Source organism: Pseudarthrobacter sp. CCNWLW207, assembly GCF_037203945.1.
Classification (GTDB): Bacteria; Actinomycetota; Actinomycetes; order Actinomycetales; family Micrococcaceae; genus Arthrobacter.
Map to the genome: position 1 here is coordinate 226,968 of NZ_JBBCBS010000003.1, position 15,719 is coordinate 242,686.

17 protein-coding genes and 1 tRNA gene are annotated in these 15,719 nt (G+C 65.2%); 8 read left to right on the forward strand and 10 right to left on the reverse strand.

The genetic code is table 11. The annotated features are described in order from the left end of the window. Positions 1-48: 48 nt before the first annotated feature. The 3 genes from V9L17_RS06755 to V9L17_RS06765 all read right to left on the reverse strand — a co-directional run bounded on the left by V9L17_RS06755 (position 49) and on the right by V9L17_RS06765 (position 2,038). The gene (locus V9L17_RS06755) at positions 49-675 is read right to left on the reverse strand and encodes an RcpC/CpaB family pilus assembly protein (protein ID WP_337345643.1); all 627 of its coding nucleotides are present in this window, start codon (positions 673-675) and stop codon (positions 49-51) included. 311 nt (positions 676-986) lie between these two features. Continuing rightward, complete coding sequence (locus V9L17_RS06760; RefSeq protein ID WP_337350899.1) at positions 987-1,247, reverse strand: FmdB family zinc ribbon protein; 261 nt, start codon at positions 1,245-1,247, stop codon at positions 987-989. A 173-nt stretch (positions 1,248-1,420) separates the two neighbouring features. Further along, on the reverse strand, positions 1,421-2,038 hold the full coding sequence (locus tag V9L17_RS06765) for a 5-formyltetrahydrofolate cyclo-ligase (protein ID WP_337350900.1): 618 nt from the start codon (positions 2,036-2,038) through the stop codon (positions 1,421-1,423). 86 nt (positions 2,039-2,124) lie between these two features. On the opposite strand from V9L17_RS06765, the gene galU reads away from it, so the two are divergent. From galU to V9L17_RS06790, 5 genes are all read left to right on the forward strand, one after another. After that, positions 2,125-3,030 carry a UTP--glucose-1-phosphate uridylyltransferase GalU gene (galU, locus tag V9L17_RS06770; RefSeq protein WP_337350901.1) on the forward strand — a complete coding sequence of 302 codons (906 nt, stop codon included), beginning with the start codon at positions 2,125-2,127 and terminating at the stop codon, positions 3,028-3,030. A gap of 6 nt (positions 3,031-3,036) precedes the next feature. Further along, positions 3,037-3,657 (forward strand): GNAT family N-acetyltransferase, encoded by a 621-nt coding sequence (locus V9L17_RS06775; protein ID WP_337350902.1) that lies wholly within the window; start codon positions 3,037-3,039, stop codon positions 3,655-3,657. A gap of 98 nt (positions 3,658-3,755) precedes the next feature. Next, positions 3,756-4,691, forward strand: coding sequence for a hypothetical protein (locus V9L17_RS06780; protein ID WP_337350903.1), 936 nt, complete (start codon positions 3,756-3,758; stop codon positions 4,689-4,691). Positions 4,692-4,816: 125 nt separating this feature from the next. Next, positions 4,817-4,889 (forward strand) — tRNA-Ala (locus V9L17_RS06785). Between the two features lie 65 nt (positions 4,890-4,954). Next, the gene (locus V9L17_RS06790) at positions 4,955-6,535 is read left to right on the forward strand and encodes an ABC-F family ATP-binding cassette domain-containing protein (protein WP_337350904.1); all 1,581 of its coding nucleotides are present in this window, start codon (positions 4,955-4,957) and stop codon (positions 6,533-6,535) included. Here V9L17_RS06790 and zapE read toward each other — a convergent pair. Genes zapE through V9L17_RS06810 form a run of 4 tightly spaced genes read right to left on the reverse strand, consistent with a single transcriptional unit; the run spans position 6,532 to position 9,091 of the window. Then, positions 6,532-7,083: an AFG1/ZapE family ATPase gene (gene zapE / locus V9L17_RS06795; protein WP_337345650.1), complete on the reverse strand. Its 552-nt coding sequence runs from the start codon at positions 7,081-7,083 to the stop codon at positions 6,532-6,534. The genes V9L17_RS06790 and zapE overlap by 4 nt on opposite strands. Then, positions 7,083-8,078 carry a magnesium/cobalt transporter CorA gene (gene corA / locus V9L17_RS06800; RefSeq protein WP_337345651.1) on the reverse strand — a complete coding sequence of 332 codons (996 nt, stop codon included), beginning with the start codon at positions 8,076-8,078 and terminating at the stop codon, positions 7,083-7,085. Before corA ends, zapE begins: the two co-directional genes overlap by 1 nt. Positions 8,079-8,118: 40 nt before the next feature. Further along, complete coding sequence (locus V9L17_RS06805; RefSeq protein ID WP_337345652.1) at positions 8,119-8,544, reverse strand: DUF1761 domain-containing protein; 426 nt, start codon at positions 8,542-8,544, stop codon at positions 8,119-8,121. A gap of 10 nt (positions 8,545-8,554) precedes the next feature. After that, positions 8,555-9,091: an Lrp/AsnC family transcriptional regulator gene (locus V9L17_RS06810; protein WP_337345653.1), complete on the reverse strand. Its 537-nt coding sequence runs from the start codon at positions 9,089-9,091 to the stop codon at positions 8,555-8,557. A 169-nt stretch (positions 9,092-9,260) separates the two neighbouring features. Here V9L17_RS06810 and V9L17_RS06815 point away from each other — a divergent pair, with 169 nt between their 5' ends. Then, the gene (locus tag V9L17_RS06815) at positions 9,261-10,505 is read left to right on the forward strand and encodes an MFS transporter (RefSeq protein ID WP_337345654.1); all 1,245 of its coding nucleotides are present in this window, start codon (positions 9,261-9,263) and stop codon (positions 10,503-10,505) included. Positions 10,506-10,536: 31 nt separating this feature from the next. On the opposite strand, the gene V9L17_RS06820 is transcribed toward V9L17_RS06815, so the two are convergent. Together V9L17_RS06820 and V9L17_RS06825 are read right to left on the reverse strand one after the other, a co-directional pair. After that, complete coding sequence (locus tag V9L17_RS06820) at positions 10,537-11,040, reverse strand: Lrp/AsnC family transcriptional regulator (protein WP_337345655.1); 504 nt, start codon at positions 11,038-11,040, stop codon at positions 10,537-10,539. A 124-nt stretch (positions 11,041-11,164) separates the two neighbouring features. Next, complete coding sequence (locus tag V9L17_RS06825; RefSeq protein ID WP_337345656.1) at positions 11,165-12,451, reverse strand: MFS transporter; 1,287 nt, start codon at positions 12,449-12,451, stop codon at positions 11,165-11,167. Between the two features lie 101 nt (positions 12,452-12,552). On the opposite strand from V9L17_RS06825, the gene V9L17_RS06830 reads away from it, so the two are divergent. Together V9L17_RS06830 and V9L17_RS06835 are read left to right on the forward strand one after the other, a co-directional pair. Next, positions 12,553-13,533, forward strand: coding sequence for a LysR substrate-binding domain-containing protein (locus V9L17_RS06830; protein WP_337345657.1), 981 nt, complete (start codon positions 12,553-12,555; stop codon positions 13,531-13,533). Positions 13,534-13,584: 51 nt separating this feature from the next. Further along, a complete protein-coding gene (locus tag V9L17_RS06835) occupies positions 13,585-14,535 on the forward strand; it encodes an N-acetylglucosamine kinase (RefSeq protein ID WP_443197921.1) in 951 nt (316 codons plus the stop codon). Positions 14,536-14,589: 54 nt separating this feature from the next. Here V9L17_RS06835 and V9L17_RS06840 read toward each other — a convergent pair whose 3' ends face one another. Then, the gene (locus V9L17_RS06840; protein WP_337345658.1) at positions 14,590-15,630 is read right to left on the reverse strand and encodes a pirin family protein; all 1,041 of its coding nucleotides are present in this window, start codon (positions 15,628-15,630) and stop codon (positions 14,590-14,592) included. Between the last annotated feature and the right edge of the window lie 89 nt (positions 15,631-15,719).

Below are 15,719 nucleotides of genomic sequence, written 5' to 3' on the forward strand. Positions count from 1 at the left end.
AGCTTGGCAGCCGAGGGACATAGGCCCCCGGACAACAGGCGGGCCGGCTCAACCTGGTGGCTGCGTCACCAGGACGAAAAACAGCTTGCCCTGCGTGGAGGCACCCGCCAGGCGGGCTGCCTGCTCAGGGCGGGCCGCCACCACGATCAGGCCGTCTGTCTCGGCGGTACCGAGCCATTCCCCGGTCTTGCCGCCCTGGCCCGAGGTCCAGAGCACCGGGACTGCCGTCGCCAGAACCTCCGGGGGAGCCTGCTGGTCGTAACCGTTGGTGCCCGTGAGCACCACGTTGACCAGCTGGCCCGGTGACACGAGCTGGATGGATGACGGGTCCGCCATCCGCAGCGGAACGGCAGCGGACCCTGGGGGAGTTCCCGTGAGCAGGCCGGGTCCCAGCAGTTGGGCGTCAGTGAGGAGCTGCCCTTTGCGGAGCGGGGCAGCCAACTGCTTTCCCTCTGCCTCGGCACTGCCCCGGATGAATCCCGCAGCCAACATCCCCGGCGGCACTTTTACCTCGGCCACGTCCGAGGGCGCCAGCGAGGAACCGGCCGGAAGATCCCTGGCTGCTGCGAGTGCTGTCGTCGAATCGGCAGGGGCCGGAGTCAGCTGATGGACGGCAACGGCGGCCGCAACGCACAGCAGGAACGCTATGGCCAGGCGACGGTTCCTGGCCAGCAAAGGGCCAAGCCGTCGGCCGGGCGGACGGCCGGCCGGCTGGGGACGGGTCCTGCGGGGTTGGCGTCCGGGCGCATTGGATTCCCTGCTGCGGCGGGTTCTTTGATAGGGGTGTAACAGTGGGACAGGCATAGGCCCACGCTAGTTCCGGGCGACTGGTCCAGGGCAGGCCGGTTGAAGGCTATGTGGACAACCTGAAGCCGGGATTGCTGAGGGGCCCAGGAAAGGCGTCGGAAACAGGGGAGGCCAAATTAGCCTGGAAACCCGCCCAGCACGGAACCATTACTGCAGGGGCCAATGAGCGGGGTTGGTCGTTAGCTTGCAGCAGCAGCGGTGGCCGGGGCAGGTGCCGGAGCAGCTGGCGCAGCAGGGGCGGGCGATACAGCGCTTCCCTTGCTGTCCCGTGAGTCCGTGCGGTAGAAACCGGAGCCTTTGAAGACCACGCCTACGCTGTTGAACTTCTTGCGCAAGGTCCCCTGGCATTCGGGGCAGGACGTCAGTGTGCTGTCCGTGAACGACTGGACAATGTCGAAGGCATGGCTGCAATCCTTGCAGGCGTACGCATACGTTGGCACTGGTGCTCCTCCTCTTGGGCAAACGAGAGGTCCCGTGCTGCCAGGACGATCTTTGCCGTCCATTAGCAGTCGCAGGGCCTGAGTGCCAATTCTATCATCCCTGCCGCGAAGGCCAACCGCGAAGGCCAACCGCGAATGCCAACTGCGAAAGCCAACCGCCGAGCCGGTGTTGCTCAAGCCGCGCGGAGCGGAACGACACCGGAGGGAGTGAGGGCCGCCGGGACCTTCCTGTCAAAGTCCTCCGCGGGGATGCTGCCCTGTGGCAGTACTTCCTGGTCATAGACGATTGCCGCTGAAGGCAGGCCAGGCCGCAGGCCGTCCAGGGAGTTGAGGAAAACGTCGTAGTAGCCGCCGCCTTGTCCGATCCGGTTGCCGTCGCGGTCCACGGCGGTGGCGGGCATAAACAGCGCCGACACCCCTGCCATCACCTCGATTCCGTGGCGTGTCCCTGCCGGCTCGAGTATGGGGGCATACCTGCTTCGGACCAGTTCACCGCCCGGTGCCCAGAAAACCCAACTGAGCCTGCGCCCCGGTTCGCAGATTGGCAACAGAACCTTATGCCCTCGGCCGTGAAGTGCGTCGATGAGCGGGACGGTCGGCGGCTCGAAGTGGACCCCCAGGTAGACACAAAACGTGGATGGCATTCCGTCTGAGCACTGTTCAGCCCAGTGGAGGCCGTGGTGCGCAATTCCGGCACCAGCTGCCTCGCGGGTGGCGAGGTCCATGGCGGCACGTGCGGCCCTGTGCCGCGCGCGGATCTGTTCCTTGTACGAGCTGTTGCCGGCGGTCATGAATGGCTCAACTTCCCGTTGTCCGGGGCCGGGCTTCACCGGGCCAATGATTACTGTCTGAATGTTCCCTCCGCTAGATTAGTCCAGTGACTACCACCAACCAGACAGTACGTAAGGCCGTAATTCCTGCAGCGGGACTCGGCACCAGGTTCTTGCCTGCCACGAAGGCCATGCCGAAGGAAATGCTCCCGGTAGTCGACAAACCTGCCATCCAATATGTCGTCGAGGAAGCCGTCAAAGTGGGGCTTCACGACATCCTCATGATCACCGGACGCAACAAGCGGGCCCTCGAAGACCACTTTGACCGGGTTCCGGCGCTGGAAGCTACTTTGGCGGACAAGGGCGACACCGCCAAACTCTCCTCGATCCAGGCCGCCAGCAACCTCGGCGACATCCATTACGTCCGCCAGGGCGACCCCAATGGGCTTGGCCACGCGGTGCTACGTGCAAAGCAGCACGTGGGCAACGAACCGTTCGCCGTCCTGCTGGGCGATGACCTGATCGACGCCCGGGACGAACTGCTGAGCACCATGATCGAAGTCCAGGCGAAAACCGGCGGGTCAGTCGTCGCCCTGATCGAGGTGGAACCGTCACAGATCAGCGCCTATGGCTGCGCTGACATCCAGGACATCGACGGTGAGAGCTACGTGCGGATCAACGAGCTCGTGGAGAAGCCGAGCATGGAGGAAGCGCCGTCCAACCTCGCCGTCATCGGGCGCTACGTCCTGCACCCCGCTGTTTTTGACGTTCTGGAACGCACCGGACCGGGTCGTGGCGGCGAGATTCAGCTCACGGACGCCCTGCAGGAACTGGCCGCCGGCGACAATGAAGGCCATGGGGTCTACGGCGTGATCTTCCGTGGCCGCCGTTACGACACCGGCGACAAACTTAGTTACCTCAAGGCCTGTGTCCAGCTGGCAATCGACAGCGACGACCTCGGGCCCGGTCTACGCGAATGGCTGCCCGGCTTCACCGCCGGTCTTTCCAAGTAACGCACCGTGCGCGCCGGCCCCATCTGGCCCGTCACACTGGAGTGCGGGGACCTGGTACTGCGCCCTATCCGGTACCGGGACAAAAAGGAGTGGACCGAGGTTCGGGGGCGGAACAGCGAATGGCTTGCTCCCTGGGAGGCGTCCAACCCGGCTCCTGGCGGCGGCCTGCCCGACTACCGGCAGATGGTGCGGTCCCTCAAGATCCAGGCGGCGCAGTCCACCGCGCTGCCGTTCCTCATCACAGAGCGGCGTCCCCAGCAAGCTGCTCCCGCCATCGTTGGCCAGTTGACAGTGTCATCCATTGTGTGGGGTTCGGCCATGATGGCAACGCTGGGGTATTGGGTGGACCAGGCGCGGGCCGGACACGGCATTGCTCCAACGGCCGTAGCTATGGCTACGGATCATTGCTTCCAGGTTCTGGGGCTGCACCGCATGGAGATCAACATCCGTCCGGAAAACGGCCCCAGCCTGCGCGTCGTTGAAAAGCTCGGCTTCCGCGACGAAGGCTACCGGCCGCGCTTCCTGCATATTAATGGGGAGTGGGCAGACCACCGGACTTTCGCCCTGACCTCGGAAGAAGTCCCGGATGGGCTGCTTCCCCGCTGGCTGGCGTCCCGCCCCTCCTAGGTCCCGCGCCGTCATAAATCCATTGATTTGCCACGTTGCCGGCGACACACCGTGGCTAATGCCGCAGGGCTTGGCGTAATGCTCATACGGTTTTGATTGTGGACTTCCCCCTTAGCAGCTCAGTGATCCTTGTGGTCGCCGTTGTGCTCTGGATTGTCTGGGTTGCCCCGTATGTTCTCCGGAACCGCCGGCACCAGTTTCAAGCCGCAGGCGAGATGACGGCGGACGCACCAGCTACTGAATCATCGGACCCGAGAGCCGGGACGGTCATGAACATCACCGCCCAGCAGGAGAAAGCCATGGACATCAGGAAGAGCCCCGTAGCCGCATTGGACGCCGCCGCGGAGCCCGGGGCCAGGGCAGGGACCGGTGGATTCCGCATCCGCTACGGCCGTACGGCCATTGCGCTGCTGGCACTCATTGCCCTCCTGACCGCAGTCATTGCCGGTGTGCTTCTGCCGTTCGGGCTGGGCACGCCCCTGTTGCCGGTTCTTGCCTTCCTGGCCGCCTTTGGATCGTTGGCATTGCTGCGTGGACTTGCTGTCCGTGACCGCAGGAAAAAGGTCAGTGCCGCGTTCAGGTCCGCGATGAGTGCACCGGCCCGCCGTGAAGGTCAACCGGAGCAGACCCCGGCACCTCAGCCCGGGCCCCAGCCGGAAAGCCAGCTGTTCGACGCCGAAGCCCACCGGCCAAAACCCAAGCCCCTGACGGCCGCTGAACTGCGCCAGGCTGCCCTCGCCGTTGCCCTCGAAGCCGGCGACACCAGCGCCAGCACGGCCAAGGATTCAGTACCTGCCGGAGAAACGTGGGAACCGGTTGATGTCCCCAAACCGGTTTACGTCGACGCGGCAAAAGCCGAGCGGCCCGCACCCGAGCCCCTGGACCTGCCCGAGTCGCCCAAGGCCATAGGCAAGCCCTCCCTGAAGCAGGGCGCTCCGGCCGCGCCGGCGGTCGCGCCTGCCGCGAAGCCGCTGACAAAAGCACAGAGCGCACTGAGCAACCTCGACGACGTCCTGCAGCGCCGGCGCGCCTGACATCCTGCTGCCCGCCGGACTCACAGGCCAAGGAGTCTTTTCGGCTCCCGGTTGGTAAAGTGACCGGAAAATTTGTAGCCTAGGGTCACCGGCCCCGCGGCTCCCAACGGAGAGCGGGCGGTTCCGGGGCTATAGCTCAGTTGGTAGAGCGCTTCGTTCGCATCGAAGAGGTCAGGGGTTCGAATCCCCTTAGCTCCACAAACTTGGCTGTCTGATACGGACGGTTTCCTGCGCACGAACCTTCCCTGGATTGGACAGAGTCAATGAGTTTGATCCGGCTGAACGACGTCAGCGTCGGCTTCGAAAAAACACCGGTGCTCCGTGAAGCATTCTTCCGGCTTGAACCGGGAGACCGGGTGGGCCTCATCGGCCGGAACGGGTCAGGCAAGTCCACCATCCTCAGGCTCATCCTCGGGCAGGTGGCACCGGACGCTGGCACCATCAGCCTGGATCCGGGTGTCAGCACCGCCTACTTTTCACAGTTCTCGGAACTGGACGGCGAGGCGAGCATCCTTGAGGTCCTGGATGGCCTGTTCAACCACATCAAGGACATTGAAACTGAACTGGCGGCCATCGACGCCGAGATCGCCGCAGGGCCGGGGGATGCTCAACTGGACATCCTTATCCACCGCCAATCGGAGCTCTTCGAGGACATGGACCGGCTGGACGGCTGGGACTACCAGCGGAGCATCGACAAAGTGCTCACCACCCTGGGATTCAACGACGCCCATCGTGTCTGCTCCATCGATGAACTGTCCGGTGGCTGGCGGAACCGCGCCGCGTTGGCCAAGATCCTGCTTGAGGCCCCTGATGTGCTTCTGCTGGACGAGCCCACCAACTACCTGGACGTGGCCGGCGTCGAATGGCTGGAGGGCTGGTTCCGGACCTTAAAGGGTGCGGCGATCATCGTCTCCCACGACCGGACATTCCTGGACTCCGTTGTCACCCGCATCGTGGAGGTGGAAAACTTCCACCTGCATGAGTACCCGGGCAACTTCGCTGAGTACGTCGTAGCCAAGCAGTTCCGGCTCAAGAGCCTGGAAAGCCAGTTTCTGCACGAGTCCGAGTTGCTGGCGTTCGAAGCCGAGGGCATCTCGGACCGCAGGGAGGCTGCCAAAGCGGCCAGTAAGGGGCTGGCCAACCAGCTGGCCAGGATCAAGAAGTCGCGGACGCCCCGGCCCGTGGATCAGATCATCACGGAGATCTACGGCGGCCTCTACGTCAAGGACGTGCTGTGCAGGGTGGATTCGCTCGGCAAATCCTATGACGGCCGGACACTTTTCCAAGACCTAAGCTTCGAGATTGGCCGCGGGCACCGGATCGCGGTCATCGGCGCCAACGGCAGCGGAAAGTCCACCCTCCTGCGGGCACTCACGGGCGAGGAGCCTGCCGATTCCGGTTCGGTCTCGTGGGCCAAGGGAGCGGGCATGGTCTCGTACAACCAGGTGCTTGAAGAGCTTAACGACGACGACACGGTCACCCACGCGGTCAACGCGATGCCCGACAGCCTGGCGCTGACTGCGACGAAAAAATCCGTCCACCGGTTTCTGGCGATGTTCCAGTTTTCCGATGCCGACCTCAAGCAACGGATCGGCAACCTCTCTGGTGGCCAGCGTGCCCGCGTGGCAATGGCCCAGTGCCTGCTCTCCGGGGCCTCAGTCCTGCTTCTGGATGAGCCTACCAACCACCTGGATCTCTCCAGCACCCAAGTCATGGAACGCGCCTTGCTGCATTTCCCCGGCGCCGTGGTGGTAGTCAGCCACGACCGGTTCTTCACTGAAAAGGTAGCCAATCGCCGTCTTGTATTCGGCGACGGTGCGGAAATCGGCGTTCACGCCGCCTAGCTTCCGGAGATACCTTCCGGAACCGCCTCGGCGGCCGATTCCACCCGCATTAGGACCGCCAGGTGTCGGGCAATCCTGGCCATCGCTTCCGGCACGTCTGAAGTGCCAGGAATGTGGGCGCCCCGCCAAGCGACGGTCGCGCGGTCCCAGTCGAGGGGGCTGCGCCCGATCAGGAACAGCGTCCGGCCCCGCTCCCGGAGGGCCTCCACGGCTTTGGCGAAGCGGATCCAGCCCAGGGCCATGTCTGCCGAGACCGCCTCGGGGTCCGGAACGCCGTCGATGACCCACGTGCTGTGCTGGTCCGCCAACGCCCGGTAGTCGGCCAGGGCCGCAGCGCCCCCGCAGAGCTCGGCAAATCCCACCCACAGCAGGTCCGGCTCAGCGTTTTTGGCCGTGAGCGGCGCGGTGGCTGGCGTCAGGATACGCTGCTGGGCGGCCGACGGCGGGAACAACCCGTAGGTGCCCAGCTGGTGATCTGTGCCGGGAGTGATGATCCGGCCATGGACCAGCGCCGCCGCAGCAGCGCCATCGTTCCCTGGGCCCGGCATCAGAGCCAGCCCTTCTTCTTGAAGATGCCGTACATCAGGCCTGCCGTCCCGGCCATCAAGGCAATGGCCATGGGGTAGCCCAGAGCCCAGTGGAGTTCGGGCATGTGGTCAAAGTTCATGCCATAGATGCCGGCCACGAACGAAGGCGCAAAGAAGATCGCCGCCCATGACGAGATCTTCTTGACCTGTTCGTTCTGCTCGGCGCTGGCCTCGTTCTGGCGGTTGGCGGTCAGTGTCCCGTCCAGCGTCAGCGCGTTCTGGAGGAGGTCGCGGAAAGAGTCGGCACGGGAAATGACCCGCTCTACGTGGTCCTCCACGTCACGGAGGCTGTGCTGCAGTTCCGTTTCCACCCCGTACTTCTCGAACCCGCGCTTGAGCTGCTGCATCATGCCTGGGAGTGGGTGGATCGCGCGCTGGAACTGGATGACCTCCCGGGCGAGTTCGTAAATCCGGCGTGAGACCGTGCTGTCACCGCTGAACAGCTGGTCTTCGATTTCGTCGATGTCGTTCTCGAGCCCGGCCACCACGGGGGCATAGTCATCCACTACCTTGTCCAGCAGAGCGTAAAGGACAGCCTCCGGGCCGTGCCGGAGGAGCTCGGGCCGCGACTCCAGCCGGCGCCTCACCGTGGCCACCCCTGCCATCTCGGCATGGCGAACGGTGACGACAAAGTTCCGGCCAGTAAAGATGTGGAGCTCGCCGAATTCCACAGTTTCGGTGGCATCGAGGTAGCGGGCCGGCCGGAGCACGGTGAAGAGGTTGTCCTCGTACCGCTCAAGCTTGGGGCGCTGGTGCGCGGAAATCGCATCCTCGACCGCCAGGGCATGGAGGCCGAACTCGCTGGCCACGGCGGCCATCTCCGCTTGGGTCGGCCGGTACAGCCCGATCCAGGCCATGCCCCCGTGGTGGGCGAGCGTTTCGAATGTCTGTTCCATGGACTCTGGCTCAGCGCTGCGGACACCGTCCACATAGACGGCGTTGTCGATAATCGTCAACGGTGGAAGGGTCCTTTCGGTGAGGCGGCGCGACGGCGGTTCAGGACATGGCTCCGATGATCGCACCAGCAACGGTCATCGCCAGGAGGTCGTGGCCGGAGTCGATGAGGGTGACCGCGGCTGGCCGTCCGGCGAAGCCGTTATGGATGACATGTCCACCCGCGCGGAAAACCAAGGCCAGGACCAGGGCGAAGAACCCTCCGGCCATGGCATTGTCCAGGTCAAGTTTGCTGATCAGGACAGCAAGCAGAATGGCTGTCAGGGCTGCCGCGACGATCATCGGGATCCAGATCCGGGCGCCGCCGCTGATGTTCTTGAGGTCCTCCTCCGTCTTGCCGATCGCGGCCATCCACCTGTTGCCCAGCACGGCCGGCAGGTACCAGACGAAGCCGATAACCATGCTTGCAATGAAGGCGACCAGCACGGCCAGCCAATTGATCTGCGAGATATATGAGAGCCAATCCATGCTCGAAAGCCTAGTCGCTTGGCTGCCCGTGGGCGGCCCTGGGGGGCCGGGCCGGCCGTGTTGCCTGGGTTTGCCCGCCCTGTGCCAGCCTGCTGATCAGCGGTTCGGTCCGGTACGGGATGTGCGTATGGAGCGCCAGGACGGTTTCAGTCCGGATAACGCCCTTGATTCTGAGGATTTGGCGGAGCGCGGCCTGCAGGTTGTGGGTGTCCGTGGCCACCACACGGCACCAGACATCGCCCCGCCCGGAAATTTCGTGGACTTCCAGGACTTGGGGGAGGAGCCGCAATGCCGACACAACGCCGTCGAGCTCCCGGTGCGTGACTTCAATCGTCACGAAGGCGACGACGTCGTACCCCACCGCCTCGAGGTCGATCTCGCGGCCGCCGTCGTGGAGGACGCCGGCACGAAGCAGCCGCCGTACACGCGACTGCGCAGTGTTGCGCGCGATACCCAGAGAGTCGCTGAGTTCGCCGATCTGCACGCGGGGATCGCGGATCAGCTCCAGCAGGATCTTCAGGTCGGTGGGGTCAAGGGTGTTGTTCAAAACTCTCACTTTCCGGCATGAATGTGGCTAGGAATTGATGATTTTGACCAATTCTTGCATGAACAAAGGATCAATCGGGCAGTTGTGCCGCAATCTGTAGATATCCGTTCTTACCCTGCCGCCGGATCCCACAAGGACACCCGGCGCCGGTCGAAGCAAAGGCACAAGATTGACAGTTTTCAGTGAACTCCGCATGCGTCCAGCCCCCGCTGGCCGCGCGGGCTGGGATGCTTCCACAACTGCACGGCTGGTTATCGCCGGAACCGTCATTTTTACCCTGCTGGTAGGCGCGAACCTGGCTACACCCCTGTATCCGCTGCTGCAGGCCAGATTGGGGCTTTCGTCTTTCGGGATCACCGTTGCCTTCGCCAGTTACGTGCTCGCCCTCGTATCCACCCTGATGCTGGCGGGGCACTGGTCGGATCACATCGGCCGGCGGGCGGCATTGATCCTTGCTGTTGTTGTGGGGCTTGCCGGTGGCTGGATTTTCGCGCATGCGGATGGCCTGGCAGCTCTCTCCGCCGGGCGCGCCCTGCAGGGGGTGGCGGTGGCGCTGGCCACTGGGGCAAGTGCCGCCGCGCTGCGGGAGCTGCTGCCCACCCGCCCGGAATGGGCCTCGCGTTTTACCCTCCTGGCCTCCGCGGGAGGTGTGGCGGCAGGTCCGGCCATTGGTGGACTCCTGTCCACGCTGCCCGAGCACACGACGGCACCTTACTACGTGCATTCCGCGCTGCTTGCCGTCCTGCTCGTACCCCTGTACCTGCTCCAGGCCCGGCCGGCAATCATGCCTGGGGACGGCGCCAGCCCGTTCAAGGCGCTGGCGCCGCGACGGCCGTCCGTGTCCACGGAGGCGAGGGGGGCTTTCTGGCTCGCGGCCGCCGTCGGGTTCCTCAGCTTCTCAGTCTTTGGATTCTGCCTGTCCTTGGCGCCGGGCTATTTTGCCCAGATCGTGCATGCCGAGTCCCGCCCGGTCATCGGTGCCCTGGCGGGGCTGACGCTGGGCGCCTCCGCCCTGAGCCAGCTCCTCCGTGCCCGCGGCCGGTATGTGGTCCCGGCGGGCTTGGCAGTCCTGGGCGTTTCGGTGCTGCTGCTGGCTGCCTCCGCGGCTTGGGACAGTCCGTTGCTGCTGGTTGCCGCCAGCATCTGTGCCGGGTTGGGGCAGGGGGTGGCCTTCCGCGTGGTCTTCAACGACGTCGCAGCCAAAGTGGAATCGGCGCATCATGCGCAGGTCATCAGCACGGTATATGTCATCACGTACCTGGGAAGCGCCGTCCCGGTACTGGGACTGGGATGGGCGACGGCGGTGTTCGGGCTGGCAGCGTCTGTCACCGGCTTTGTGGTGCTGTGCGGCGCCGCGTCCTTTGCGATCGCTGCACTCGCATTGCGGACGGCCGTTCGGGGCGCCCGCCGCTAGCACACGCTCAGTGCGGGAGCGTGGGCAGTGGCTACTCGGGCAGCGGCCCGTGGTTTCCCTGGATGTGGTCGAATACAAGGGTTGTCTCCGTGTGGCCAACCACAGGGTCTGTCGCCAGGTTGTCCAGCACCCAGTCCCGCAGGTCCTCGGTGCTGGCCACGGCGATGTGCAGCAGGTAATCAACGGATCCTGAGGTGTGGAAGGTGGACAGGACCGCCGGAAGATGCGGGACGCGGGCAGTAAAGCGGTCGATCTGGTCCCGGTCGTGGGCCCTGAGCCTGACGGCCACGAGTGCCTGCACGGACCGTCCGATGGCGGACAGGCTGAGCTTGGCTTCGAAGCCTTGCACGATGCCGCGTTCGGAGAGCGCCCGAGTGCGCATGAGCGCGGTCGAGGGCGCGATGCCCACGAGTTCGGCAAGCTGCTTGTTGGAGATCCGGGCATCATCAACCAAGGCCGCGAGCAGCCGCTCGTCGATGGCATCCAGGGGTTCGGAATGGGCCCCGGTCCGGACGTTCTTGGCGTTGCTGCTCATGGGATCTCCTCAAAGTGTGCTGAGTTCATCCTAGACGTCCCATTCCGCCCATTCACCCCGCGGGCAGTCCGGGTGTCCGAATAATCGCCAGTACTTTTAGGCTCGGCCAGCCGATAGTTCGCAACTAAGCAGCAGCAGCTTCCTGTGAGCCGGCGGACGGTTCCGGGGCCGTTCGGGTCTCACGCCAGGGATGGGCGACGGCGACAGTTACCGCGGTGAGGCAAGCCAGCGCCATCACGGTTGCTGCCAGGGCCGGCCAGCCCCAGGACTGGAAGACCAGCCCGCCAGCCCAGCCGACGACACTGGAGCCGAGGTAATAGGAGAGGTTGTACAGCGACGCGGCCTGCGCCCGGCCCGTCGAGGCGATGGTGCCTGTCCAGCCGGCGCCGATGCTGTGGGCTGCAAAGAAGCCGCCAGTAAATATCACCAGGCCAAGCAAAATGATTGCCAGCACTTGTGTGAGGGTCAGGGCAAGCCCAGCCACCATCAGGAATACGCCTCCCAACAGGACATTCCGGCGCCCGAAGCGCAGGGTCAATCCCGCTGCCCAGCGTGAGGAGACAGTTCCGGACAGGTATGCCAGGAAGATCAGGCTGATCAACGTGGCCGGCAAGCCAAAGGGAGCGGCGGCCAGCCGGAAGCCGAGGTAGTTGTAGACGGCTACAAAGCCGCCCATCAGCAGGAACGCCTGGACATACAGGGCCAGCAGCCTCCGGTTACGGACATGGCCGGCAAGCGTCCTGAACGCGCCCCGCAGGCCTGCCGCCTTCGCCGGCGTGAACCCCCGGGCTTTGGGGACCAGCAGCAGGAACAGTACCGCTGCCACGGTGGCCAGCAGTGACACCGCTAACGCGGCTGCCCGCCATCCCCAGAGTTCACCGACGGGCCCGGCAACGAGCCTTCCGGCGAGGCCGCCGAGGGTGGTTCCCGCGACATAGCTTCCGGCCGCCAAGGCAGCATGTGCCTTGTTGACTTCCTCGTTGAGGTAGGCGATGGCGATGGCAGGTATCCCTCCCAAAGCCATTCCCTCCAGCAACCGCAGCCCCAGGAGTATCCCGAAGTTTTCGGCGAGTGGCACGAGCAGGCCGAGGACCGTGGCGGCACTGATACCCAGGGCCATAGCTTTCACACGTCCGATCCTGTCCGCGAGGAAGGACCAGGGGATGACTGTGACCGCCAGCCCAACAGTGGCCAGTGAAATGGTGAGCCCGGCCTCGGCAGCTGTAATCCGCAGGTCGATTGCCATCATCGGCAGCACGGCCTGCGTGGAGTAGAGCTGGGCAAATGTGGCGACGCCGGCAAAGGCCAGGCCAGCCAGGACCTTCCCGTACGCAGCGGAGCCTTTCGGATGGCCTTCCCACGACGTCGGAACTGGTCTCCCGTTGCCGGCCGAACGCTGATCTGTGCCCATTTCTCCACGATAGACGCCGGGCAATATATGCTTCCAATGCATGTTTGCCTTGAATTTCATATCAAAAATGGAACGGAATAACCGGCTGGAAAGGTGGCTCCATGGACGCTGACCAGAAACAAATGGCCCAACTGCTCCCGCTGTTGCCTCTCCTTGCCGAGCTGGGACGGACGCAGCACATCACCGAAACGGCCGAGCTCCTGGGCGTGCCGCAGTCCACGGTGAGCCGCGCACTGAGCCGCGCCAGCGCCGCCGTCGGAACCGAACTCCTGATCCGCGACGGCAGGGGAGTGCGCCTGACGGCCGCCGCCCGGACACTGCTTCCATTCATCGAAGCTGCGCTGGACGAATTCCAGACCGGGCTGGACCTGGTCCGGCACGAATCGGACGTCGTACGCGGAAGGATATCCATCTCGTTCCAGCACACCTTCGGCGAGGCCACCCTGCCGCTGCTGGTCAGCGCCTTCCGCAGCCGCCACCCCGAAGCAGGTTTCACTTTCAGCCAGGGTGCAAGGGACAGCTGCCTCGCGGAGTTGGCATCCGGACAGGCGGACCTGGCCCTCACTGCTCCCGTGGCGCCGGCAGGCCGCTCCGTTTCGTCGGCAGCGCTCTACCGCGAACCGCTCCGGCTGGTAGTCCATCACTCCCACCCGCTGGCGTCCCGCCGCAGCGCCCGGATCCAGGACATCCGGACCGATCCGTTTGTGGCACTGGGGTCCGGCTATGGCCTGCGTTCCCTGACGGACGCACTCTTTCGCGAAGCAGGCTTCCGGCCGCGCATCGCCTTTGAAAGCCAGGACTCCCACACGGTGCGGGGGCTGGTATCGGCCGGGCTTGGCGTGAGCATCCTCCCGCCCGGCGGCAGCGGCCCGGGCCGTGAGGTCAGCCCGGAGACCGGCAACCTGGGCTGGGTCGAAGTGGCAATTGAGTCAGGCCTGGCCTTCCGGGAAATCGGACTGGCGTGGCGATTGCGTAAACCCGGCCCCGATGCCGAACCTGACGCTGTCCGGCTTTTCCGGGAGATGGTCCTTAAGGAGGGACCACAGCTGCTGGCAGGCCTCGTCCAATCCCGCAGCGTATGAAATGGTGACGGCGGCGCAGGCTTCCCGAACGGGCATCAGTAGGCTGGTGATGTGACTGACATCGAAAATCCCCTGACCCCGTCCTCCGCAGAACACAGCCCCGCCGGACGCAGCCCCTTATCAGGAACCGTCATCGGGTTGGACATTGGGGGAACCAAGACCCGCGGGGTCCGTTTTGTTGACGGAAGGGTGGTCGCAGACGAGTCCGCCGGCAGTTCCAACGTCCAAAACGTCAGCCGCGAGGAAGCGGCCTTCAACCTCGCTGACCTGTTCGCCCGGATCGGCGGCGGCAGCGTCTCCCAGGTGTACGCCGGCGCAGGCGGGATCGACACGGATGACGACGCCGCAGCGCTCGCGGCACTGATTGAACCCCACGTTCCCGGAGCCAGGATTACGGTGGTCCATGACTCCCGCCTGCTGCTGGCGGCCGGCCGGGCCAGCACAGGCGTTGCAGTGATCGCCGGAACGGGCTCAGCGGCCTGGGGCCGGAATGCCAAAGGCGAAGAGGCCCGGGCCGGTGGCTGGGGCTATCTCCTCGGCGATGAAGGCAGCGGCTACTGGCTGGGGCGCGAAGCTGTCCGCTACAGCTTGCGCAGGATGAACCAGGGCCTTCCGGTCGACCAGCTGACGGCGGCGCTCCTGGCCTCCTGCGGGGTAAATGATCCCAACCGGCTGATCTCGCTGTTCCATTCCCCGGACACCGGCCGCCGGTTCTGGGCGCAGCAGGCGCGCCTGGTGGTGGAGGCGGCTGCGGCAGGCCACGCCGCAAGCCAGGAGCTCCTCGACCAGGCCGGCAGCGACCTCGCAGCCCTGGCCGCGCAGGCGCTCGGGAAGCTGGGAATTGACGGGCCCGTCATTCTGGGCGGCGGCCTGGGAATGAATGTTGTCCCGCTCCAGGACGCTTTCCGCAAGCATCTGGCCGCTGCGGGCATCACCGACGTGCGCGTACTGGACCAGGAACCTGTGTTCGGTGTCCTGCAGCTGGTCTCCGAGCAGGAGTAGCCCAAGGGGGCCTGCCGGACGGCCAGTTCTGACTGACCTACCGGCAACGGCCCGTCACGGGAGGGTACTGCGCTTCCGCGGCGTCAGCCGCACGGTTGGCAGGACGGGCGCGGGGATCCGGCCTGCTTCAGCACCGGCGTCGGGCCCGTGCCCTTCCACCAGCCCGTAGCGTGCTTCCCTGGCCTCGGAACCAGGCATACCGGCCTGAGCCTCCCAAGCCTCACGAGCCTCCTCCACTTCCTCATGGGTGCGTGCCACGAAGTTCCACCACATCAGGAGTTCCTCCTGGAATGGTTCGCCGCCGAGGAGCACGAACCTGGTGTCCGGGAGCGCCTCAACGGCCAGCTGCGTCCGTCCCACGCCCAGGTAGCCCAGCGGCCCCGGCGGAATCTCCTGCCCGTCCACCACCAGCCCGCCGTCGAGCACCAGGACGGCATGTTCGAAGTGTTTGTTGAGGGGGAGCACGGCCGGGCCCGCGCACGAGATGTCGACGCCGACGATCGGGGAGTACATGGTGGCCGGTGACGCCGCACCGGCGAATTCCCCTACCATCACCGTCGCGGTGAATCCTTCACCGGTCACGGACGGAAGTTCGCGGTGCTGCTCGAAGGCAGGCTCCGTGTGCCGGTGGCTGTCCGGGAGCGCAACCCAGAGCTGGAGCCCGCGCTGCAGCGGCAGCTGCCCGCCGCCGTCGGAGGTGGGGAGCGACGACGGCAAAACAGCAAATTCCGAATGGGAGACGCCGCGCCCGGCCGTCATGATGTTCAGTTCGCCCGGTCGGACCACGACGTCGCTGCCCACGCTGTCCCGGTGGCGGATATGCCCTGCCAGCGGCCATGTCACGGTCTGCAGCCCGATATGCGGGTGGGGGAGCACGGACATTGCGGTCCTGTCCGGTCCGAAGCTATCCAGGAAGCACCACGCACCGATGGTGGGCAGGCCCCGCTGGGGTAGCGTGCGACGAACATTCATGGCCCGCACCCCACCCAGCGGAACTTCCCGTTCCGGCCAGAGCTGCAGGCAAGGGCCCGAACTGTCTTCGGGGGCCGCCGGTGGACAAACTTCCTGCTCGGGAGTCACTTCGAGATTGGTCACAGTCCAACTCTAGGCCCCCCGCGCGCCCCGGTCAGTGCCCAAAGCCCTGCGGCCGCCGGGGCCGTTGGCGTCCCTCCGCAACCTCCGCC